Below are 22,232 nucleotides of genomic sequence, written 5' to 3' on the forward strand. Positions count from 1 at the left end.
CGCTCAGGACGGCAGGCGATCATAGGCAACGCGAAAACCGGTATTGCTGCCGGCGCTGTCGGCGGAAAGGCCCATACGGGCGGCGATCCGATACCGGTAGCAATAGCTCTTGTGGCAGAGAAACGAGCCGCCCTTCAAAACCTTGTCGGCCGATTTCTTCGCCTGCTCATTGCGCAGCTTTGCCGCTTTGGAAAGCGAGCGCACCTTGAAGGCATCGCCGCTCCATTCCCAGACATTACCGGCGAGATTATAGAAACCGGTCTCGGTCGGCTGAAAACTGCGCGCCGGCGCCGTGCCGAAATAACCATCCGCCAGCGTGTTATGGCGCGGAAACTCGCCCTGCCAGATATTGCAGAAGATGTTTTCGTCTGTCGGTTCGTCATCGCCCCACGGAAAGCGGCGGCACCGGTTGCCGCCCCGCGCCGCATGTTCCCATTCCGCCTCCGTCGGCAGCCGCCCGCCGACCCAGGCGGCAAAAGCCGTGGCGTCGTTCCATGACACCTGCGTTACAGGATGGTCCAGTCGCTCCTCAATCGAGCTGCCCGGCCCTTCCGGATGTTTCCAGCTCGCGCCGTCGATCCGGGTCCACCAGGGCGTGTTGACGACACCACCGGTCACCATGCCCTGATCTTTCAAGAGAGGCGCAAACACCGCGGACATGCCGAACCGTTCCGACTCCGTCACATGCCCCGTAGCGTCAACAAATTCGGCGAAGCGGCGAACCGTCACCGTCTCGACCTCAAGATGAAAATCCTGCAGCAGGACCTTCCGCGCTGGCCCTTCGCCATCACCGGAAATCACCGGATCGTCGGTACCGACAAAACTCTCGCCGCCCTTGACCGCAATCGTCTCAGCCGCCTGACCCTGGATCTTGGAACCTGCAGTTTCAGCCGCTGCCTGCCCCTGCCCGGTTCGCGCCATCCCCGAACAACACCCCTCCATGCCCATCTCCCGCATGCACTCCAACCACAAGCCTATATCAGCCGTTGAGGCGTGCGATACAACAGCTGATCGAATGATCACCGGTGGGACCAGCGATAATCCCGATCTCGGCAAAAGACGAAAGCCAGCTAGCCGCGGTACTGGCTTGGCAAAACGCCTTTTTCCTCGCGAAAAGCCTTGCTGAAATGGCTGAGATTTTCGAAGCCCACCGTGTAGGCGGCATCCGTCACGCTGGAACCGGATGCCAGGAGCGTCGCTGCCGCATTGATCCGGGTTGAGCGAAGGTAACCGTGCACCGTATTGCCGATCGCCATCCGAAACCCTTCCTTCAGCCGGCGCTCGTTCAATCCGACCTCACGGGACAGGCGGGGAATGGTCCAGTCGGAACTATATTGATTTTCTATCAATGCAATGGCCCGGTTGAGTCGCCGCAACTCCTCTTCGTTGAGGGGCTTCAAAGGTTTGCCGTCCGCCTGCTTGATCACCGCGTCCAGCCCGATCCCCAAGGCTTCAATTGCCTTGCTGTAGAGATAGGCCCGCCGCGCCATTCCCTCGGCGAAACTGCATTGCAGCAGGCTGCGGGCGACAGCGATGAGTTCCGGTGGCGCCTTGAACCCGATCAGAAAAACGTCCTGATCCGGCAGGCTGTGTTCGGTGATCACGGCCCCGCCAAGTCGCGAAAGCGATATGCCTCCCAGCTTTTCAAGCAGGGGCCGCTCCACACGAATATCGATCACGCAAAGCCTTTGGCCGGCACGAATGTGATTTTCACCACGCGTGACACGGTCGCAGGCAAAGAAGACCGCAGTTGCCGGCTGCACCGGAAAAGGTTTTGCGCCATCCACCGATAGCGTGCCGGAGCCATCGATGAATATCGACAGAGAGAAGGTGGCCGGTCCCTCCGGATGAAACACCTGATCCTCAAGAGGCATGGTGTCGATCATGTAGATTGAAACATCATCTCCCGGCTGTTCGACCCGGGTCGCATCGCGCCAGCCGAGCTGGTCGATCTCCGAATCGACCGTCTCCCGCCATGTCTGTCCGGGCTGCGGCATGCCGCCACCACGCTCTTCATGCTGGGAGGTCTCGGGCAGGTTCATCAATTCGGTCTCTCGCGCATGATTTTAGTCCGGTTTCCGTCAATCCCGGTCCGAAAAACGTTAGCCCGCTCGATAATAAACTGGAATAGAAAGCTCAAGTTTTATTTCAGCAATGTGAGAGGATCGATATGGCGCGCGGCAGGAAGATGGCACTGGCGGCATCGGCATGCATCTGGACGATCGGCGTTCCAGGCGCCTGGGCCCAGGACGGTGATGATGCGACAGAACTGCAGCCAATTGTTATCACCGCAGGCAAGCGCGATCAGGAAATCGGCAAGGTGGATGCCTCCGTCTCCGTCGTAACCCGCGAGGAACTGGATGCGCGCGGTATCCGCACCGTCGAGGATCTGCAGAAGGTCTTTCCCGGTGTCAGCATGGGCAATCGCGGCAACCGCGTTTATTCCAATGTCACCGTGCGCGGCATGTCCTCTCCGGACTATTTCAATCCGACGGTTCAGGTCTATGTCGATGGCGTCCCCCAATTGCCTTCGACATTTTCCCAGATGCTGACGGATGTAGAGCGCGTCGAATTGCTGCGCGGCCCGCAGGGCACGCTCTACGGTGCAAACGCCTATGGCGGCGTCATCAACATCATCACTAAGAAGAAGGACGCCAATCGCTTCTACGTCCAGACCAATATCTCCGATAGCGAGCCATCAGTGGAGATCGGCGGAACCGCCGTGGTCGTTCCGGACACGCTTTATTTCGATTATGCCGCCAGTTTCCAGCATTTCTCCGGCGATATCGACGACGCCTCGACCGGCCGGGACGATATCAACACGTCCAATAACGGATACGGCCGGGCCACTCTGCGATACGCCCCGACAGGCGGCGATTTCGACGCCGCGATCAGCTATTCGAAAGAAAAGCTGCTGTCCCGCGAAGAACTCTATTCCTTCAATGCCGATGTCGATGATCGCATCTATCGCAGCAGCATCTATGGCGACATTCCAAGGCTCGAACGGGATGTGACCAGCATTTCGGGTCAGCTGAATTATCGCTTCGGCGAATACACGCTCTCCAGCATCACCAGCTATCAGAAAAGCGATGTCCTGCGTGACTTCTCGGCCGGCGCCGGCTCCCGTTATTCCTGGCCGCAGAATGACGAGACGATTTCGCAGGAATTGCGCCTGAGCTATGACGGCGACATGTTCAGCGGCGTGGCCGGCCTCTGGTACAGCCACAATGATTTCGATGGCTGGAAGAGTGCCGTCGCCCCCTATTACGGCGCCTCCACCAATAATGTCGTCACCGACAGCGCCGCCGCGTTCGGCGAACTGACCTGGCATGCCACCGACCGGCTTGATCTCACAGGCGGCCTGCGCGCAACTTACGACCATTCTAGCATCGATGCCTACCGCGCCGACAGTTACGGCATGGGAATGGGCTTCGATTTCGAGCGCAAGGCCGACTTTACCAGCATCCAGCCGAAATGGGCGATCGGCTATCAGCTGACGCCGGACATGCGTCTGTTCGGCGTCATATCGCGTGGTTACAAGCCGGGTGGCTTCAACCACAGCATCTCGTCCTCGGTGGATTCCGCTTCCTATGATCCCGAAAGCGCCTGGAATTTCGAGATGGGCGTGAAATCGACCCTCTTCGACGGGGCACTGGATCTGTCGACTTCGGTCTACCATATCCGCTCGTCGGACAAGCAGATCTATGTCGGCATGATCGGCCAGCAGTTTCTCCGCAATGCCGGCGAGGCGACCAGCACCGGCATCGAGCTGGAAGCTACATGGCGGGCGACAGACCGGCTGACGCTGAGCGGCAATGCTGCCTACGGCCGCTCGGAATTCACCAATTCCACCGATCCCTATACCGGCACATCCTATAACGGCAATCGCCTGCCCTATGCGCCCGATGTCTCTGCCCATCTGAACCTCGGCTATCTGCTGACCGAAAATCTGTTCGATGGCACGCTGACGGCCAATGCGGCGGTCAATGCATTCTCAAAGACCTATTTCGACGAGGCGAATGCCGCAAGCCAGTCGGGTTTTGCCACATTCGACGCCAGCCTCGACTTTGCCAAGGCCGACGGCTTTTCCGCCAGGCTCTATGTCCAGAACATCGCCGACAAGTCCTACAAGACATCGGGTTATATCAACGGCACGTCGGAGCTCGGCACGCTTGGCAAGGGCCGTACCTTCGGCCTGACGCTCCGTAAGGAGTTTTGACACCCAATGCTCTCGTCCCCTTCGGCGCCTGTCGCACTGCCTCTCGCTCAGGTGCCATCATCGCCCCTCCCCCTGCCTCGGCTCCTTGCCGCGGCCGGGGGAGTCTATACCGCCCAGAGCCTTGTCGGAGGGCTGACCTTTCTCGGCATGCCGGCCATCTTGCGGGCAGAAAACGTTTCACTCGACCGGATCGGGCTGGTCTCGCTCGCCATGCTCGTCTGGGCGCTTAAATTTCTCTGGGCAGCGCCCGTCGAACGGCTGCGGCTGCGCCCGGACGGCCATCGCCGGTCACGCCGGCTGGTTCTGGTCGGCGAGGCCGTCGTGGTTGTCGCCCTCGTCCTCTTCAGCCTGGATGAAGGGGCCGGTTTTACGACACTTCTTGCCTTGCTGATCCTGATGGCGATCGCCTCCGCCACCGTCGATATCGTCTGTGATGCCTTCGTGATCGAGCAGTTTTCCGAAAGCCGCCGCGGCCTCGGTAATGTCGCGCAGGTGGGCGGCGGGTATCTTGGCATGATCTTCGGCAGCGGGCTTTTCGTTGCTGCCTATTCCGCCTTTGGCTGGATGGCGGCCTCGTTCATGCTGGCGGCACTGGTGGCGGTCTTTTCGATACCGATGGCAACGATACGCGAACCGAAAGGCGAACCGTTTCCCCGGTCCTCGATGCCAAGCCTTGCAAACGGGTTACGGCGACGAGACGTGCAAATCGGCATTGCCATGACGATCGCGCTTGAAATGGGCGGCCGCATGGCTCAGGCACTGGCGGGCCCATTTCTCGTCGATGCCGGTTTGCCGCTTGCAACGCTGGGCCTCCTGAACGGTATCGGGGGCGTCGCAGCGGGACTTGCCGGAACGGCCCTCGGCGGGCTGCTGGCCCACCGGCTGGGACCTCGGCGAGCCATGTTTGCGGTAGCCCTTGCCCATGTGGTGACTCTGTCGCTTCTGGCAGTCGCCATCATTACCGGAGCCGATAACCTGCCGCTTCTCACCGCGCTGTTCGTGATCGAAAGCGCGATGATGGCAGCGACATTCGTCACCAGCTATGCCCGCCTCATGGGCCTTACTTCGCCGTCCCAGCCCGGCGTTGACTTCACCCTGTTCCAGTGCGCCAGCGCGATTATCGCGGCTCTATGCGGCATGACAGCCGGTCTACTGGCAGCCCGCACGGGCTATGCCGGCACCTTCGGCCTGGCCGCAATCCTCTCGGTTGTCGCCCCGCCCTTGCTTCTCGTCTTCGAAAATCGCCTGGCGAAAGGATCCCGCCCATGACCAAACCTCTTGCAGTCATTGCCGGTGCCGGTGTGGCGGGTCTGGCTGCTGCATGGTGGCTGGACAAGGCCGGCTGGCGCAGCGTGATCATCGAACGCGCCCATAGCCTCAGGGAAAACGGATACATGCTCGGCCTGTCCGGTCTCGGCTTCGAGACGGCCCGCAGGATGGGATTGCATGAGCGTCTGGAAGCCGGCGCGTTCCGCATAGACGAAAACGTTTACAAGGACAGCAAGGGTCGCGAGTTGCTGCGTCTCCGCTACCGGGATTTCATTCGTGACCTTCCCTATCTTGCCGTGCGCCGCACCGATCTTGTCCGGGCGCTTGCCGAAATATTGCCGGCGACCGCGACGATCCGCTTCGGCGAGACGATCGCCGGTTTCACCGCGACGGAAGATAGGGTCGATGTCACCCTCTCCACCGGCGAGACGATCGTGGCGGATCTCGTGATCGGCGCCGATGGTTTTCGCTCGAGCCTGCGGCAAAAGCTGTTCGGACCCGATGACAACTGTCTTCGACCGCTCGGCTATTATTTCTCGGTCTACGATGTCGGCGCGCCAAAACAATTCGACACCGATTTCGTCTCTTACGCGGAGCCGGGCCATCTGGCCGAATATTATGCGCTGCACGATGGCCGTCTGGCGGCCATGCATGTATGGCGCGAGACACGCCCGGGGCTGGAACAGCGGCAGGACAGGATCGATCTGCTGCAGACCGTTAGCGTCAACAGCCACCCGCAGGTCCGTCAACTTCTGGAACAGACGCGACGCGAAGACAGCCCGGTCCTGATCGACAGCCTGACAATGATAGACCTGCCGAAATGGTCGAAGGGACGGGTTCTGCTGATCGGTGATGCCGCGCACTGCCTGACGCTTGTTTCGGGTCAGGGCGCCGGCATGGCCCTTGCCTCAGCCGAAATGCTCGGCGAGGCCCTGCGCCAAGCCGGCGATATCGGCACAGCACTTGCCCATCACGAGCGGTTGCTCAGGCCAATCATAACCCGGCTGCAGTCGCGCAGCCGCAAGATGGCTGCCGTCTTCATTCCCGAGAACGCGTTCGCTTTCAAACTGCGCAATCTCGTGATGCGCTACATGCCGCGCTCCTGGCTCGGACGCTATTTCAGCAATGCCATCAGGGCCGAGATAACTTTGGCTGCCAACGTAGGGCCTGGTGGCAAACCGGCTGCGGATCGTTGAGGCTTAAAGTCCTGCAAGGCGGCTTGCTCCTGATCGTAACGGACTACCGCCAGACGATTCAGGCACGCACATTGGCCGTTAATCTCAAAAGGCCCGCAACTCCTCCGGGCGTTCGCAGTTCGGCTAAAGAACGGGCAGCAGGTCACATGCCGTTGCGACCTTGCAACATGATCCGCAAATAGCGATCGCCCTGCCGCCTTCCTTCTCCGAGCGATCCAAAACCGGTTCACGTTCACCTGTAAGACATGCTAGATAACATGAATATTGCAGACAAGTTATGACGCGACGACATAGGCGCCGCCGTGATAAATGGATCGGACGCCCATCGTGCCACAGCCCGCCGCAACGTTCCCCAAACTTAAGGTCGAAGCTTTGACCGCCGGCCTTGCCGATCGCGTTGCTCGCAATCGACCGCTTGCAGATTGCCTGCAGTTTTTTGAGCGGACGAAAATCGGCCGATGACCTGGGACATCAACCATCTCTTCCGCTGCCATGCCAGAGGGATCGCGAATTCCCTTAAGCGCCGTGGCTTCAAGGAGGATGTCGCCTCGGATCTGACACAGGATGCGTTTGTGCGCGTCATTGCCAAACAGCCGACGGGGTCGGGGCAGAACCACAATCCGAAAGCCTATCTTTATCAGGCGGCACGCAATCTCGGCATCAATCATCGGCGGCGCGAGGCGCTGATCGAGACAGTCGAGATCGACACGGTCGAAATCGTCGATCCCGCGCCGTCGCCGGAGCGGATCGTTTATTCGAGACAGTGCCTCGCGCAGACCTATGAGGCCCTTGGCGCCCTGCCGGAACGAACCCGCCAGGCTTTCGAAATGCACAGGCTGGGTGAAAGGACGACCGCCGAAATCGCCCAGGAACTCGGCATTTCCACCACCCGCGCCTGGTGCCTCATTCGCGATGCCTATCGTCATCTGGTCGGCCAGGTCGAGAAGCCTTGAAACGTCCGATCCCGGTGTGAAAATATCTGCTGCTCGATCGGCATCACGGGTAAAAAAGCCGAGTGCGCGATATCCTGGAACAATGAACATGAACGAAACGACGCCAGATCATGCTCGCCTTCTCGATGAGGCGATCGATCTGATCATTCGGTATCAGAACGATCCGGAAAATCCGGTGACCAGCGAGATGATCCGCGCATGGCGTTTGCGCAGCCGGGATCACGAAGAGGCCTGGTCGGGCGTTGCGACCGTGTATGGCGCCTCCGGCAAGATCCTTGCCGAAAAACGCAGGCTCGAACGTCGCGACAGCCTGGTATCAACGCGGCGGACCCTGGTATTTGGCGGGATTTCCCTTTTGGGCGCCGGCGCTGCCGCCTATTCCTTCGGGCCGGGCCTGCTGCTGCGTGCACGCGCCGATTATGTCACGACCCAGGCCGAGATAAGGCAGCTTGCACTACCGGACGGCAGCACGGCGACGCTTGGCCCACAAAGTGCCATTGCGCTCAACTTTTCCAAAGAACATCGCAGCCTCGAACTTTTGGCCGGCATGTCCTTTTTCGAGGTCTCGCGCGATCCCGCCCGACCGTTTTCGGTTCGCAGTGGACATTTGCACGCGGTCGCCACCGAGGCATCATTCGACATGTCGAATGATGCCGATGTCCTGTCGGTCAGCGTCGACCACGGCCTCGTCGATGTGGGCGGAGCGGATTTGGCTGCAAAGCCGATCGTATCACTGGCGGCCGAGGAATGGGCCACGATCGATCCATCCTCCGGCATGATCGACCGCGGTCAGCGTGAGGCGGGACAGATCGCGTCTTGGCGCAACAAGATCATCATTGCCGAAAGAGAGACGGTCTACGCTTTGACCGCCCGCATTGGCCGCTGGATGTCCGGCCGCATCATCATTGCCGATCCGTCGATCGGACGGCAACGTGTCAGCGGCGTGTTCGACCTCAGCGATCCGCGTGGTGCCCTGCAGGCCGCGGTCCATCCGACAGGCGCCCGCTTGCGCCAGATCACACCCCTCATCACGTTGGTTTCGCCGATCTGAGAAAAAAACGTCCAGACGGTGAAAATCCTCTGATCCCGATTGTAACAGTAGAAGGGATGACGGTAGCCGGTTTCCAGGCATTTCCGCTCCCCCGAAGAACACGCGGAATTGGAGTGGCAGGAAGCATGACGAACAGGATGGGCGGCCGGACTTTGGGAAAGACGGGCAAGGCATTGATAACGGCGGCTTTGATGACGACAACCGTCGGCATCAGCCTCGCCGCAATGCATCGGGAAGCCGTCGCGCAATCTGAAATGATGGCGAATTTTTCCATCCCGGCAGGGCCTCTGAGCAGCGCCCTGACGGTGTTCGGGCGCCAGGCCGGCCTGCAGGTCACCTATCTTGCTTCGATCGCGGCGGGAAGGAATTCCGCCGGCTTTTCCGGCAAGGCAACGCCCCGGCAGGCGCTATCGACCATCCTCGCCGGATCGGGCCTGCAATTTTCATTCGCTAGCGCCACGACCGTCGCAATATCGGCACCGGCAGGGCAGGCTGCGGGTGCGGTCGGCGACGATGCTACCGAATTGAAACCGATCGTGCTGGGCTCCGCCTCGGGAGCGAGCGACAATGAAACGATCGCCGCGCAGGCCAGCAGCGCTGCCACCAAACTCGACACGCCGCTCGTCAAGACCGCCCGCTCGGTTTCGGTTGTGACGAAGAAGGAACTCGAACAGCGGCAGGCCCAGACCATTCTGGAGGCGGTCGGTTATTCGGCGGGCGTGACAACGAGCCAGAGCGGCTTTGACCCGCGTTTCGACGAACTGCATATCCGTGGCTACGAGGCGACCTATACGAGCGACTACAAGGATGGGCTGCAGCAGCCCTATATGAATTTCTCGATGTTCCGGACCGAACCCTATTCGCTGGAACGCGTCGAGGTCGTCAAGGGACCGGTCTCGGTGCTTTATGGTGCCGGCACGCCGGCCGGCATTGTCAACAAGGTCTCCAAGGTTGCCGATGGCAGCCGCATCCGCGAAGTCGAAACGCTTTACGGCACCAAGGACCGCAAACAGGTCGCCTTCGACATCGGCGATACGGTCGGCGAAGACAGCGACCTGTCCTACCGGGTTGTCGGTCTGGCACGTAATGGCGAAACCAATTTCGACATCGAGGATGACAGCTACCTCGTTCAGCCCTCGCTGACCTGGCAGCCCACCAATCAGACCAAAGTGACGTTCTATGGCCTGGCGCAGAAGATCGAGACCGATGGCTCTGTCAGCGCAATCGTCGACGAAAGCGGCAAGGTGCATGATCTGCGGGCCAGCGACCCGAAATACGATTATCAGAGGACCAGCCAGCAGCAGATCGGTTATCAGGTCGAACACGAGTTCAATGATCTGCTAACCTTCCGACAGAACCTGCGCTATTCCCATCTCGGCCTGCAGGCGCGCTATCTTGAAGTCTATGACTGGTCGGGAACCGTCGCACATCGTTACCCGTTCGCGTTTCGCGAAAACATGAATGTTTTCCAGGTCGATAACCAGCTGGAATGGACCTTCGACACGGGAGCACTGTCGCACAAGCTTCTGACCGGCATCGACTATACAAAAGCTGGCTCGACCTTCCGCTACGGTTATGGCGACGTCGATCCTGCCTTTGATCTCGACATCTCCAATCCCCGCTACGGCATTTCCGGCGCGACCGCCGGTTATGACAATTACCGGCAGAAGGCACGCCTGCAGCAGACGGGCGTCTACGGTATCGACCAGATCGAGCTCGACAACTGGAACTTCACGCTTGGCGGCCGACAGACCTGGGTCCAGCAGAGCAATGGGGGTCAGAGCGAAAGCGAGCCGATCGACGATCATCTCGCCACCGGCGCCTTCAGCTATCAGGCGAGTGCGCTCTATGCCTTCGACAATGGCATCTCGCCCTATCTCAGCTATGCGACCTCTTTCGAGCCGGTGACAAACCGTTCAGCGACCAACGAGATCCTCGATCCTGCTCGAGGCTCCCAGATCGAAGCCGGCGTCAAATACCAGCCTCCCGGCTCGGACATATTCCTGTCTGCAGCCGCCTATCACATCGTCGAAAAGAACAAGCCCGTCCTCGATCCGTCAGACCCGACACAGACCACATACCGGTCGCTTGGCGAGGTCACCAATAACGGCTTCGAGCTGGAAGCTCGCGCGGAAATATCCGAGAGCCTGAACCTCGTGGCTGCCTATACCTATACGCATTCGGAGATTACGGGCGGCGAGGACGTCGGCAACATGACAGCCGTCACGCCCGCCCATGTCGCCAGCCTCTGGGCAAATTACACGTTACTGGACGGCAGTGCCCTGCCAGGTCTGTCGGCCGGTGCAGGCCTGCGTTATGCCAGCTCGAACTACACAAGCACGGCCAATACCGACAAGAACAGTGCGCATGTCTATTTCGATGCTGCGCTTGGATATGACTTCGGCGCCGTCGACGCCAAATATGATGGCCTCGTCGCCGCGCTGAATGTTCGCAACATAGCCGATGATCGCAGCGGCATCTGCAATGAAGGCGCCTGCTACCTCGGCCAGGGCCGCAACATCACGGTGTCAGTAAAATATCGCTGGTAAGGGCGGATCGATCAGCCATCAGTTTAAAGGAGCGCAGGGCAGAATGTTCTGCGCTCCTTTTCGACCTCAGCTGACGAATGCAAAAACGGACTTCTTGCGCGCAATACGCTCGACCTTTGGCGCGCGTATGACCGGATGGTGGCCGATGTTGCAGAAGCGCAACTGTCTCACAATAACATCAAGAAATGTGACAATCCTGCGCATGACCAGCTAGGCTTGAAGGCTTGGAGGATCTAACAGAATTCTCAATAAACATGAGTTTATTCCGCAAGTTTTGTTGAATACAAAACGTTCGGATGAAACCTTGTCATTGAATAATTTTGGGGTCCTTACGTTCGTCGCTTTGCCTAAAGCGTGCTTTGGACAAAGCGCGACGACCAACGATCGTGACTGCCGTGAACAAGCTGAAGCTTGCAGAATTGATCGGTGTCTTCGTCAGGATGCGGCCACGCATGGAGCGGGTCGCACGCATGCGAACCGGATCGCATGCGCTTTCCGAGGATCTCATCCAGGACGTCTGGCTGAGGCTTGAGAATTCACCGATGGGCGAGCGGATCGAAAATCCGGCCGGCTTCCTGACCCACGTTGCCAATACGACCATTGCGGGCCACATGCGCAAGGAACGGCGCCGCGCAGAGATCGATCTCGAAATCTCCGAATTGATATGGGAGACGAGCGACGAGATCTCGCCGGAACGCCTGATGATCGGCCGCGAAAATCTGAAGACCGTTCACGCCGCGCTCGATGACCTCTCGGAAAAGACGCGGCGCATCTTTCTGATGAACCGCATAGAGGGCATATCTCACCGGCGCATTGCCGAGATGCTCGGTGTCAGTGACGAGACGGTCTATTATCATATCCGTCGCGCGCTCGAGCGCTTGGCCACGTTGCGTGATGAGATCGCCGACTGATTTTTTCCGAGAGTTTCCTTTGGCAAATGACGCTCTCGCGCGTCTATAATGTAGAACCACTCCAGACAGGGTGGATTGCCATTCGAACCGACACTGCCCTGACCCATGGATGAGCCCGAGAAAACCGCAGACCTCGAGCGTCGCATCGCTCTCGATGCGCGTGACTGGATCGTGCGGCTGACATCCGGCAATGTCAGTGACGCAGCACTGCAACGTTTCAAGGCGTGGCGTGATCTCTCGCCACAGCACCGGCTCGCTTTCGAGCGGGAAAAGATCTTCTGGCAACAGCTTCAGAGCATCGATAGCGAAGCCGGCGGCTCATATCCTCTTGCCGGTTCACCCGTACCCGCTCCCCATGGCATGCGCCGCCGCGCCTTCATGGCCGGTGGCGGCGCCATCGCAGCCACGGCCATTGCCGCGGTTTCCCTGCCCCGATTGCGTGACTGGTGGTCCGCCGACTTCGAGACCGCGGTCGGTGAACAGGCCGAGATCGCCCTGCCGGATGGCTCTGTCGCTACCCTCAACACGGACAGCGCAATCGCCGTGGACTTTACACCCCAGCTCCGCCTCGTCACCTTGCTGAAAGGGGAAGCCGGGTTCAGCGTTCGCCCCGGTTCGACCTCGCTTTTCCGGGTTTCCGCGCTCGGCGGCAACAGCGATGCACAGGTCACACGATTTTCGGTAAGATCTGTCGAGGATGTCGCGACGGTAACGGTGGAGCAGGGAGACGTTCGGGTCGCCGGCCAGGTCGCGCCGACGGCTCTCTACGACAGAGCGCCCGGCGAGGTTCGCCTCACCGCCAATCAGCAGACAAGTTACAGGGCCGGCGAAAGACCGGAGACGGCTCTTGCTGTCGATACCGATCTCGTCATGGCCTGGCGAAGCGGCCGCCTCATTTTCGAGGGCCGCGCATTTTCATCGGCCATGGCCGAGGTCGGCCGCTACGTTCCGGAACACATCGTTCTCGGACCACTCGTCCGGCCGGATATCCCAGTCAGCGCAATCTTCTCGACCCGTAATGCCTATGATGCCGTCCAGGCGCTGGCAAAGACCCAAGGGCTGACGGCACGACGGATTCCGGGCGTGCTGATCATCCTCACCTGACGCTCCGAATTTTCTGAAAAAATTCCCGTCACGTCTTTAGGCAAACCGTCCCTTCACGCGTCAAGTCGATGAAGGGGTCGGACAGCAATGCCGGATCCCCGATCTGAGGCCCGTGGGGGGCCTTTCTTCTAGAGGGGTTGAGTTTCATGATGGATGGGGCAAAGCGGCGCGTTCTGCGACGGGCAAGCGCAAGGCTGTTGAACACGATAGCGGTCGGCACCGTGCTTTGCCTGGGTGGTCTTCCCGCCCTGATGGCCTCAACCTCGGCCATGGCACAGGCCGCAGCCCACACATTCGAGATCCCGAGCCAGCCGCTCAATCGCGCCCTGCGTCAGCTTGCCGACCAATCCGGCGTTCAGATCGCCTATCGGACGTCGATCGCTGCAGGCGCAACGGCGCCGACCGTTTCCGGCTCCATGTCCACCGAACAGGCCATCTCAAGACTGTTGAACGGCTCCGGCCTTCGCTACAGCTTTACCAATGCCAGTACCGTGACGATCCTTGATGCCGCCGCCGGTGACGCTGGTGGCACAGGCGCGACCACTCTTGCGCCGATCGTCCTCGAAGCGAACAGGGAAAACGCCTTTGGTCCGGTAGACGGTCTTGTCGCGACACGAAGCGGAACCGGCTCCAAGACGGATGCGCCGATTATCGAGATCCCGCAAACGATCAATGTCGTCACCGCAGAGCAGATCAAGGCCCAAAGCTCGCAGAGCATAAGCGAAGCCCTGCGTTATACACCCGGCGTCCGCTCCGAAGGTTATGGCGCAAGCTCTCCCTTTGACGCCTATACCCAAGTTCGCGGTTTCCGCTCGGACCTCTATCTCGACGGCTTGAAACTTCCCGGCGGCAATATCGACGGCACGGCGAGCGGCGTGGTCGATCCCTGGGCGCTGGAACGTCTTGAAGTGCTGCAGGGGCCCTCGTCCGGACTTTACGGGCAGGCCGGACCGGGCGGCATTATCAACATGGTGACGAAGCGGCCGACCGAGGAACAGATCCGTGAAGTCCAGGTCCAGGCGGGCAGCTACGGCCGCATACAGACCGCCTTCGATTTCGGCGGCCCGATCGACGACGATGGCCAGTTCCTCTACCGGATCACCGGGCTTGGTCGCAGCTCCGGCACGCAGGTCGATTTCGCCAAGGATGACCGCGCCTACATCGCTCCCGCCTTCACCTGGAAACCCGACGAGGACACGTCGTTTACGATCCTCGGCATGTATCAGCGCGATCGCGGCGTATGGCCGTTCTTCAACTATATGCCGGCGGTCGGATCGCTTCATGATTTCAACGGCCGGAAAATCGCGACGGACACCTATCTCGGCGAACCGGATTTCGACAAACTGGACCGCGATCAGGCCTCGATCGGCTACGAGTTGCAGCACCGCTTCAACGACACTGTTGCCGTGAAGCAGAGCATGCGTTTCAACAGTTCGGATTCCTACACGCGCGGAGCAGTGACGGGGCGTTCCTACCTCAGTGGCACCGGTATGATCGACCGGATGGGCATCCGCGTCGACAACGATGTGAACACATTCACGGTCGACAATCAGGTCAAGCTAGATATAGACAGCGGCCCGCTGGATCACGATGCGGTCGTCGGCGTCGATTACCGCCACGAGACCTCCGACTATCTCTTCACCGGTGGCTCGGCGCCTTCGCTCGATGTCTTCGATCCGGTCTACAATTCCGGCCCGATCACCACCAATGACTTCTCGCTGACAGATTACGAAGGCAGGCTCGATCAGGTCGGCATCTATGCTCAGGACCAGATCAAGTTCGGCCAGTGGATCGCCACCTTTGGCGGGCGGTATGACCGGGCCTGGAACGACCTCGACAATGCGGCGACAAGTTTCGGCGCGGCAAGTCGGACGGAACAGCACGACCATGCTTTTACCGGACGTGTCGGCCTCAGCTATCTTTTCGACAATGGCATTGCGCCCTATGCAAGCTATGCGACCTCGTTCCAGCCGGAGACCGGCGTGGATGCGGTCACGGGCGGTGCCTTCAAGCCAAGCAAGGGCAAGCAGTATGAGATAGGCGTAAAATACCAGCCGCCGGGCAGCAATACGCTCATCACGCTTTCGGCCTTCGACCTGACCCAGACGAACCGCATCACCACCGATGCGGCCTTCCTGCAGCGGCAGATCGGCGAAGCCCGCGTAAAGGGCATCCAGATCGAGGCCAAGTCCGAAATCACCTCCAACTTCGACCTTATCGCCACTTATTCCTATCTTGATCACGAGATCACCAAGAGCGCCAACCCGGACGAGGTCGGTCGCGAACTCTTCTCGACACCCAATCATCAGGCATCGCTCTGGGGCGATTACAGCTTTGACGGCGGCGTGCTGGAAGGCCTGACGCTCGGTGCCGGCGCACGTTATGTCGGCTCCTCCACCGACAGCACGAACACGCTCCACATACCCGGCGTCGCGCTGTTCGATGCGAGGGTCAAGTTCGACCTCGAACACCTTTCGAGCGAGCTTGCCGGCGCCACCTTCGCGCTCAATGCCACGAACCTGTTCGACAAGGAATATGTCAGCCAGTGCGATGGCGACACCATGTGCACCTACGGCCAGCGGCGCATGGTTCTCGCCACGCTGAACTACAAATGGTGAGAGCCGGCTTTCCTTGAGACGAGGCCGCCGATCGCCAATGGCACCCGGTGCCGCATTGCGGTGCCGGGTGCCGATATCATGAAGACGCTCGAAGAGGATCGCGGTCTCAGCTCACCGCCTGTGATCCGAATACTGGAATGAGGATGGACGCCATCAGCGCCAGACCCGTGAAGAAGAAAAAGACGACGGCGCGGCTGTGGCTGATCATCCACAGCTGGCTGGCGCTGCCGCTCTGGGCGCTTGTCTTTTTCATCTGTCTGACCGGAACGATCGCCACCGTCAGCCAGGAAATCCTCTGGGTGCTGAAACCGGAAATCCGCGCGAACCGCCCTTCGGCAGAAGCGCCGCCTCTGGGTTACGACGCGGTCCTGTCTGCGGTTGAAAAGGCGGATCCCGGCGTGAAGGTGGATTTCATCTCACGGCCGGTGAAGACGATCTACGCGCTGGAAGTCTTCGTCACGGCACGCGATGGCCAGAGCAGCACGCTTTACGTCAATCCCTATACAGGTGCCATCCAGGGCACCGGCCAGACCTATGATTTCCGTTTTTTCATGCGCGCTTTGCACGGCTGGCTGCTGGTGCCGTTCAACGGCCTGACCAGCTGGGGATGGTTTCTCGTCTCGTCGCTCTCCATCCCCATGCTTGGCTCTCTGGTAACCGGCATCCTCGTCTACAAGAAGTTCTGGCGGGCCTATCTTCATCCACGCTTACGGTTGCGCAGCGGCGCGCGCATCTTCTGGGGTGATTTCCATCGGCTTGCCGGCATCTGGTCCCTGCCCTTCATCGCCATCATGGCGACGACGGCCGGCTGGTTTCTGATCCAGCATATCCTGACCTATAACAATATTACCGTTTCGACCGTCGGCATACCGCAGACCATCGCCCGCGAAGACGTGCCATCGGGTACCGGCACGACGGTTCCATGGATCTCGCTCGACAAGGCGGCCAGCCTTGTGCACCAGGAATTCCCCGACCTCGATCCCGCCTATGTGCAGATGCCGGTCAATGCCTATAACCACATCGTGGTCGGCGGCCGCGGCAATTACCCGCTGATCTTCGAGACGGCCAACGTCAATCCCTATAATGGCAAGGTCGAGTCGACGCGGCGCGTTTCCGATCGCTCCGTCGTCGAACTGGTGACGGAAAGCATGCGGCCTCTGCACACCGGCGACTTTGCCGGCATATGGCTGAAACTGCTCTATTTCCTGTTCGGTTTGCTGCTCAGCGCGCTGGTCTTTTCCGGCATGATGGTCTGGACCAAGCGCACCGCGCAGGCCACCAAATCGCTGATCCGCGATATCCGTGAAGTCCGCACCTCAACCGCCGCCCTGGAGGATGGGCAATGACGGAGGCGCGCATCAAGCCCAATCCACATGCCGGCCTGCCGGGCGGCAAGCGCCGCTGGCCCTTCCACCTTTCCATTTTGCTGCTGCTGATGCCGGCATTGCTGGTGCCGAACTATTTTCGACAGGTGGCACTGTTTTCCGGCACGGGCGGCCTGGGCGAAAGGAAGCTCGGCGAGATCACGATCGGGCCCTGGAAAGCGCAGCTTGCGGAATTCAGCGTGGAGGAGCCGCTCGATCAGGGCCTTGCCGGACATATCAAGAGCTTTGCGCTGGGCCTTGAGCCCGAGAGCGCTACCCATGTCAAGGCGAGCTATATGCGCGTTGGCAAGCCGCGCACGCTGAGGGCCGCGGGGGCGATTTTTTATGGTCCGCCCTATCGCCAGCTTGTCGATCTCCCCATTCCGCAGCGGACCGAGCCCGGCGAGCGCTTGTGGCTGACCATGGAGGGTTGGGACGGTTCCGTGCATCAGGCATCGATTGCCCTCTCCGAGGCATCGCCGGTGACGGAAGCATGGCTTGCAAAACAGAAAGGCACGCGATGAAGGCGAAGCTCAAAACCGCGCTCATGGCAGTTCTGGCGACACTGGCGATGACGGCCCCGGCGCTGGCGCATTATCCGTTCTGCACCTGTGCGCTTCGGGATGGCAGCATCACCTGTACTGGCGGGTTTTCCGACGGTACCGGCGCCGAGGGCGTCAAGCTCGATGTCATTTCCTATGACGAAGAGGTCTTGATCCCGGGCAAGTTCGGTGCGGATTCGAAGGTCAGCTTCAAAAGACCGGACGGGGAATTCTATATCCTTTTCGACGCCGGCCCCGGCCATGTCGTGGAGATAGACTGGCACGATATCGACGGGGTGGAGAAATGAGGGAGGCCCCGCAAACCCGCCTGGTGCGGCCGGCCGGTGCCGGAGCCGAGACGGTTCTCGTTCTCATCCTCTGCGGCGCCATTCTCATCACCTCCACCGTGATCGTTGCCCTTCGTACCGCACCTGCCGTGCAGACGGCGCTCGCGAACTGGCAGATCGACGCGCGCATGGACCTGACCGCCGCCGAACAGGGCATCAATGCCGATCTCAGGATTGCCGCCGACGATATTGCCGTTGCCTTGCAGGGCGGGGAAGTACCGACAGCGGAAGCTCTGGCCGCAGAAGCACTGGCGCCCTTCCTCAAGGATGCGACGACCGGCGCGCGCGGCGGCCATGCCTGGGTGACGATAGAGGGCAGCGACGGCTTCACCGGCTGGCTTGGCCGATCCGCCTCGCCCGAGCTTGCCGGGTCCATGCTGCTGCGGATCGCGGCGGATGGCGAGACTACACGGAAGGCTGGGATCTCCGTCTGGCTGAAACGCTCGACAACCGCCACCGTCGCCCGTCTTACCGATGAGGCACTCATCTCCTCCGGTTGGAAGGAGATCACCATCCGATACGATGCCTCCGTCACGCGGGATCTCCGTCCATGAGATACAGTCTTTCGCGACGGTCCTTTGTCGCCGTCTCCGCCGTTCTTCCCCTCTTTTCACGACTTGTCGTTGCCGCCGAAAGGAGGCTGCAGATCGGCGTGACACTGCATCCCTACTATTCCTTCGTCTCCAATATCGTCGGGGACGCGGCGGACGTCGTCCCGCTCATCCCGGCCGGGTTCAATCCGCATGCCTATGAACCGCGTGCCGAGGACATCCGCCGTCTCGGCACGCTGGATGTGGTTGTCCTGAACGGCATCGGCCATGACGATTTCGCCGAGCGGATGATCGCGGCCTCCGACAGGCCTTTAATGCCGACGATCGAGGCGAACAGGGATGTCCCCTTGCTTGCCGCGGTCGGAGGCGCATCGAGCCGCATGGGCAACAGCCGCATGGTGGCGGGCCAGGTGGTGAATTCGCACACCTTCCTTTCGATCACCGGCGCAATCCAGCAGATCCAGACTATTGCGCACGAACTCGCCGGGCTCGATCCAGACAATGCGGCGACCTATACGAAAAACGCCCGCGCCTACGCGCAACGGCTTCGCAAGATCAAGGCCGCCGCCTTGTCCGAGCTGAAGACCATGCCCGGCAACAGCTTTCGGGTGGCGACGATCCATGGTGCCTACGACTATCTCCTGCGGGAATTCGGACTGGACGTCACGGCGGTAGTGGAGCCGGCGCATGGTATCGAACCCAGCCCGTCGCAGCTCGCCAAGACGATCGACGCGATCAAGGCGCTCGATGTCAAAGTCATCTTTTCCGAGCTGGATTTCCCGGCGCCCTATGTCGAGACGATCGAGCGCGAGACCGGCATCCGGCTCTATCCGCTTTCTCACATCATCTATGGCGAATACACGCCGGAGAAATTCGAAGTGGAGATCGCCCGGAATTTCGCAACCGTCGTCAGGGCGATCCGGGAGCAGAGCGGCCAACAGGACGGAGTGGTCCGATGACCGAAATGGCGCCGCGCGGCCCCGCTATCCTTTTCGAAGACGTATCCCTGACGCTTGGACGAACGACCATTCTGTCCGACGTCAGCCTGCGGGTGCAGGCCGGTCGCATCCATGGGCTGATCGGCCCGAACGGCGGCGGAAAATCGTCGCTTATCCGCTGCCTGCTCGGCCGGGCACCGCATGGCGGCAGGATCGGGATTGAGTGGCCGGCAAAGGCGGGCATCGTCGGATATGTGCCGCAGGCGCTCGATTTCGATCGTGGCCTGCCGATGACGGTGATGGACTTCATGGCGGCGATCGTCACAAGCCGACCGGCCTTCCTGTCTCCGAAGGCATCGACGAAGCAGGTCATTCTCGGCGCCCTGGCGCAAGTAGGCATGCAGGACCGGGCCTATCGGCGCATGGGCGCGCTTTCAGGTGGCGAGCGCCAGCGCGTGATGCTGGCGCAGGCGCTGATGCCCGCGCCCGACCTGGTCGTGCTCGACGAACCGATGGCTGCGCTCGACCGCGAAGGAGCCGCCGTTTTCGAACAGGTCATTCTGGATCTGCGGCGAAAGGGGGTGACCATCTTTTGGGTGGAACACGATCTCGATGCCGTGCGCCGCCTCGCAGACGAGGTTACGGGCCTCAGCCGTACCGTGCTTTTCGGCGGTTCCCCTGACCATGTTCTCACTTCGGAGCAGGTCCTGAACCTATTTTCGCATCGTGCGGGCGCGCTGTCATGACCGGCGGCTTCGAAGCTTTCCGCCAATGGCTGCAGGCGCTGGCGGCAGGCGGATATCTGCCTCCGTCGCTGGGCTATGGATTTGCCGTCAATGCGCTTCTGGCCGGTCTGATCGCCGGCCCGATGCTCGGTTTCCTGGGCACGCTAGTCGTCGTCAAGCGACATGCCTTCTTCTCCGAAGCGGTCGGACACGCGGCCCTGACCGGGGTTGCGATCGGCATTCTTGCAGGCGAGCCCTATACCAGTCCCTACGGCTCGCTGTTCGGCTATTGCCTGATCTTCGGCTTCGCGCTCAACTATCTGCGGCACCGAACCGGCCTTTCGCCCGATACGCTGATCGGCGTCTTCCTCTCCATGTCGCTGGCGCTCGGTGCAAGCGTGCTTCTGGTGCTGGCCGGCCGCATCAATGTCCACATTCTCGAAAACGTCCTGTTCGGTTCGATCCTGACCGTATCCGGCACGGATATCACCATCCTGGCAATCATCGGCCTCATCGTCGTGACCATGACTGCGGTCTTCTTCAACCGGTTCATGCTGGCGAGCTTCAACCCGATGCTTGCATCGGTGCGCGGCATTCCAGTGAAGGTTCTCGACTATGCCTTCGTCATTCTGGTGACGATCGTCACGGTCGCCTGCGTCAAGATCATCGGCGCCGTCCTGGTCGGAGCATTGCTGGTCATTCCGGCTGCAGGTGCGCGCATCGTCTCGAAATCGCTCAAAGGATTTGTGGCGCTCTCCACAGGCTTTGCCCTTGTCGCGACGATCGCCGGCATCCTCGTGCCGATGGAAACGGATCTGCCGGTTCCCTCGGGCGCCGCCATCATCCTTGCGGCCGGGTGCCTGTTCATCGCCTGCGCCGTGCTGCGCACGCTGATCCCGTCCATGAGAGGAGAAAGCCAGTGAGCCCGTACCTGAAGCGCCGCCTCGTGATCGCGGCTGCATTCGCGATACCGGCAGGCAAGGTTTTCGCCCAGGTGAAACAGGGCGGCTCCGCCGACATGCCGGTGACCATCCTGACCGCCCATCCCGCCGCTTTCGCGCTTGCCGCGACCCTTGCCAAGGGCAGCCTGATCGTCACGAAGACAGTACAGCCGGAGCGCCTTCCGGCAAGCCGCCTCGCATCCTTCCTGGCGGGGCGCGGCAAAGCGGCACTGGAGAGCGCTGCCGCGGATGCCGATGCCGTCATCACCTTCCGGTCCTTCTGGCCAGAAGATCCACTCTATCCGCATGCGCGCCGCGCCAATATAAGGCTGATCGAAATCGATGCCGCAAGACCAATCGACGGACGCCTTCCCGGCATCGCAATCGCGGACCCGACCGACGACCGGGTAATTTACGATGCGCTGATGCTGACGCCGATGTCCCCATCCGGCGAAGCCATGGCGCCATGGCTGTCGCCGACCGTGATGGGTCGGATGGCTGACATAATTGCAGCCGATCTGTGCCGGCTCGTTCCATCTGCGGCGGCCAGCATCACAAGCAATTGCGCCACCCTGAAGCAGCGGCTTTTCGCGATCAGGGCGGATATCGAGCTGGCTTTGGCAGGAGCCGACAATCTGACGGCACTCGCGCTGTCACCGCATTTCCAGTACCTCGCCCAAGACCTTTCGATCGAGCTTCTCGGCTCCATCACTGCCGCACCGAACGAGTGGACGCCGGAGCGTTGTGGCAAGCTCGTAGCCTGGCTGCGTGATCACGACGTCAAAGTCGTCCTGCTTGACGCCGACCCTGGTGACGATCTGCAAGATGCCATCCGAAACGCGGGCAGCACCCCGGCCGTGCTTTCGACGATCGGTGAAAAGCTCGACGACCCCCTTTCGTTTGTGGATTTCAACATGTCGGTAATTGCGCGAGCATTTGCTGGTTGATCGGTGG

The 22,232-nt window shown here is 60.6% G+C and carries 19 protein-coding genes; 17 read left to right on the forward strand and 2 right to left on the reverse strand.

The window, feature by feature from the left end; translation table 11 throughout:
• Positions 1-3 precede the first annotated feature (3 nt).
• Together FHW37_RS29900 and FHW37_RS29905 are read right to left on the reverse strand one after the other, a co-directional pair.
• Positions 4-921 carry a formylglycine-generating enzyme family protein gene (locus FHW37_RS29900; RefSeq protein ID WP_246690996.1) on the reverse strand — a complete coding sequence of 306 codons (918 nt, stop codon included), beginning with the start codon at positions 919-921 and terminating at the stop codon, positions 4-6.
• A 149-nt stretch (positions 922-1,070) separates the two neighbouring features.
• A complete protein-coding gene (locus FHW37_RS29905; RefSeq protein ID WP_246690997.1) occupies positions 1,071-2,042 on the reverse strand; it encodes a helix-turn-helix transcriptional regulator in 972 nt (323 codons plus the stop codon).
• Between the two features lie 128 nt (positions 2,043-2,170).
• Between FHW37_RS29905 and FHW37_RS29910 the strand changes: the two genes are divergently transcribed.
• The 17 genes from FHW37_RS29910 to FHW37_RS29990 all read left to right on the forward strand — a co-directional run bounded on the left by FHW37_RS29910 (position 2,171) and on the right by FHW37_RS29990 (position 22,225).
• A complete protein-coding gene (locus tag FHW37_RS29910; protein WP_246690998.1) occupies positions 2,171-4,219 on the forward strand; it encodes a TonB-dependent receptor in 2,049 nt (682 codons plus the stop codon).
• Positions 4,220-4,225: 6 nt separating this feature from the next.
• The gene (locus tag FHW37_RS29915) at positions 4,226-5,488 is read left to right on the forward strand and encodes an MFS transporter (RefSeq protein ID WP_145643185.1); all 1,263 of its coding nucleotides are present in this window, start codon (positions 4,226-4,228) and stop codon (positions 5,486-5,488) included.
• The gene (locus FHW37_RS29920) at positions 5,485-6,684 is read left to right on the forward strand and encodes an FAD-dependent monooxygenase (protein ID WP_145643186.1); all 1,200 of its coding nucleotides are present in this window, start codon (positions 5,485-5,487) and stop codon (positions 6,682-6,684) included. Before FHW37_RS29915 ends, FHW37_RS29920 begins: the two co-directional genes overlap by 4 nt.
• 458 nt (positions 6,685-7,142) lie before the next feature.
• The gene (locus tag FHW37_RS29925) at positions 7,143-7,637 is read left to right on the forward strand and encodes a sigma-70 family RNA polymerase sigma factor (RefSeq protein ID WP_145643189.1); all 495 of its coding nucleotides are present in this window, start codon (positions 7,143-7,145) and stop codon (positions 7,635-7,637) included.
• Between the two features lie 88 nt (positions 7,638-7,725).
• Positions 7,726-8,688 (forward strand): FecR family protein, encoded by a 963-nt coding sequence (locus tag FHW37_RS29930; RefSeq protein ID WP_145643190.1) that lies wholly within the window; start codon positions 7,726-7,728, stop codon positions 8,686-8,688.
• Positions 8,689-8,813: 125 nt separating this feature from the next.
• Positions 8,814-11,237: a TonB-dependent siderophore receptor gene (locus tag FHW37_RS29935; RefSeq protein WP_246690999.1), complete on the forward strand. Its 2,424-nt coding sequence runs from the start codon at positions 8,814-8,816 to the stop codon at positions 11,235-11,237.
• A 386-nt stretch (positions 11,238-11,623) separates the two neighbouring features.
• Positions 11,624-12,148 (forward strand): RNA polymerase sigma factor, encoded by a 525-nt coding sequence (locus FHW37_RS29940; protein WP_145643192.1) that lies wholly within the window; start codon positions 11,624-11,626, stop codon positions 12,146-12,148.
• Positions 12,149-12,253: 105 nt separating this feature from the next.
• Complete coding sequence (locus tag FHW37_RS29945; RefSeq protein ID WP_145643194.1) at positions 12,254-13,252, forward strand: FecR family protein; 999 nt, start codon at positions 12,254-12,256, stop codon at positions 13,250-13,252.
• Between the two features lie 146 nt (positions 13,253-13,398).
• Positions 13,399-15,870, forward strand: coding sequence for a TonB-dependent siderophore receptor (locus tag FHW37_RS29950; protein ID WP_145643196.1), 2,472 nt, complete (start codon positions 13,399-13,401; stop codon positions 15,868-15,870).
• Between the two features lie 143 nt (positions 15,871-16,013).
• On the forward strand, positions 16,014-17,216 hold the full coding sequence (locus FHW37_RS29955; RefSeq protein WP_145643198.1) for a PepSY-associated TM helix domain-containing protein: 1,203 nt from the start codon (positions 16,014-16,016) through the stop codon (positions 17,214-17,216).
• A complete protein-coding gene (locus FHW37_RS29960) occupies positions 17,213-17,758 on the forward strand; it encodes a thiamine pyrophosphate-binding protein (protein WP_145643200.1) in 546 nt (181 codons plus the stop codon). The genes FHW37_RS29955 and FHW37_RS29960 overlap by 4 nt, the downstream gene beginning before the upstream one ends.
• Positions 17,755-18,084 (forward strand): hypothetical protein, encoded by a 330-nt coding sequence (locus FHW37_RS29965; RefSeq protein WP_145643202.1) that lies wholly within the window; start codon positions 17,755-17,757, stop codon positions 18,082-18,084. Before FHW37_RS29960 ends, FHW37_RS29965 begins: the two co-directional genes overlap by 4 nt.
• Positions 18,081-18,677, forward strand: coding sequence for a DUF6162 family protein (locus FHW37_RS29970; RefSeq protein WP_145643204.1), 597 nt, complete (start codon positions 18,081-18,083; stop codon positions 18,675-18,677). The genes FHW37_RS29965 and FHW37_RS29970 overlap by 4 nt, the downstream gene beginning before the upstream one ends.
• A complete protein-coding gene (locus tag FHW37_RS29975; protein WP_145643206.1) occupies positions 18,674-19,633 on the forward strand; it encodes a metal ABC transporter solute-binding protein, Zn/Mn family in 960 nt (319 codons plus the stop codon). Before FHW37_RS29970 ends, FHW37_RS29975 begins: the two co-directional genes overlap by 4 nt.
• Positions 19,630-20,358, forward strand: a complete 729-nt coding sequence (locus tag FHW37_RS29980; RefSeq protein WP_145643208.1) for a metal ABC transporter ATP-binding protein — start codon at positions 19,630-19,632, stop codon at positions 20,356-20,358. The genes FHW37_RS29975 and FHW37_RS29980 overlap by 4 nt, the downstream gene beginning before the upstream one ends.
• Complete coding sequence (locus tag FHW37_RS29985; RefSeq protein WP_145643210.1) at positions 20,355-21,260, forward strand: metal ABC transporter permease; 906 nt, start codon at positions 20,355-20,357, stop codon at positions 21,258-21,260. The genes FHW37_RS29980 and FHW37_RS29985 overlap by 4 nt, the downstream gene beginning before the upstream one ends.
• Positions 21,257-22,225, forward strand: a complete 969-nt coding sequence (locus tag FHW37_RS29990) for a metal ABC transporter solute-binding protein, Zn/Mn family (RefSeq protein WP_145643212.1) — start codon at positions 21,257-21,259, stop codon at positions 22,223-22,225. Before FHW37_RS29985 ends, FHW37_RS29990 begins: the two co-directional genes overlap by 4 nt.
• Positions 22,226-22,232 lie beyond the last annotated feature (7 nt).

Source organism: Neorhizobium alkalisoli, from assembly GCF_007829835.1.
Classification (GTDB): Bacteria; Pseudomonadota; Alphaproteobacteria; order Rhizobiales; family Rhizobiaceae; genus Neorhizobium.

Coding starts and splice junctions, on each gene's coding strand:
- FHW37_RS29900 (WP_246690996.1), bottom strand. CDS start 921: ATGGCGCGAACCGGGCAGGGGCAGGCAGCGGCTGAAACTGCAGGTTCC.
- FHW37_RS29905 (WP_246690997.1), bottom strand. CDS start 2,042: ATGAACCTGCCCGAGACCTCCCAGCATGAAGAGCGTGGTGGCGGCATG.
- FHW37_RS29910 (WP_246690998.1), top strand. CDS start 2,171: ATGGCGCGCGGCAGGAAGATGGCACTGGCGGCATCGGCATGCATCTGG.
- FHW37_RS29915 (WP_145643185.1), top strand. CDS start 4,226: ATGCTCTCGTCCCCTTCGGCGCCTGTCGCACTGCCTCTCGCTCAGGTG.
- FHW37_RS29920 (WP_145643186.1), top strand. CDS start 5,485: ATGACCAAACCTCTTGCAGTCATTGCCGGTGCCGGTGTGGCGGGTCTG.
- FHW37_RS29925 (WP_145643189.1), top strand. CDS start 7,143: ATGACCTGGGACATCAACCATCTCTTCCGCTGCCATGCCAGAGGGATC.
- FHW37_RS29930 (WP_145643190.1), top strand. CDS start 7,726: ATGAACGAAACGACGCCAGATCATGCTCGCCTTCTCGATGAGGCGATC.
- FHW37_RS29935 (WP_246690999.1), top strand. CDS start 8,814: ATGACGAACAGGATGGGCGGCCGGACTTTGGGAAAGACGGGCAAGGCA.
- FHW37_RS29945 (WP_145643194.1), top strand. CDS start 12,254: ATGGATGAGCCCGAGAAAACCGCAGACCTCGAGCGTCGCATCGCTCTC.
- FHW37_RS29950 (WP_145643196.1), top strand. CDS start 13,399: ATGATGGATGGGGCAAAGCGGCGCGTTCTGCGACGGGCAAGCGCAAGG.
- FHW37_RS29955 (WP_145643198.1), top strand. CDS start 16,014: ATGGACGCCATCAGCGCCAGACCCGTGAAGAAGAAAAAGACGACGGCG.
- FHW37_RS29960 (WP_145643200.1), top strand. CDS start 17,213: ATGACGGAGGCGCGCATCAAGCCCAATCCACATGCCGGCCTGCCGGGC.
- FHW37_RS29965 (WP_145643202.1), top strand. CDS start 17,755: ATGAAGGCGAAGCTCAAAACCGCGCTCATGGCAGTTCTGGCGACACTG.
- FHW37_RS29970 (WP_145643204.1), top strand. CDS start 18,081: ATGAGGGAGGCCCCGCAAACCCGCCTGGTGCGGCCGGCCGGTGCCGGA.
- FHW37_RS29975 (WP_145643206.1), top strand. CDS start 18,674: ATGAGATACAGTCTTTCGCGACGGTCCTTTGTCGCCGTCTCCGCCGTT.
- FHW37_RS29980 (WP_145643208.1), top strand. CDS start 19,630: ATGACCGAAATGGCGCCGCGCGGCCCCGCTATCCTTTTCGAAGACGTA.
- FHW37_RS29985 (WP_145643210.1), top strand. CDS start 20,355: ATGACCGGCGGCTTCGAAGCTTTCCGCCAATGGCTGCAGGCGCTGGCG.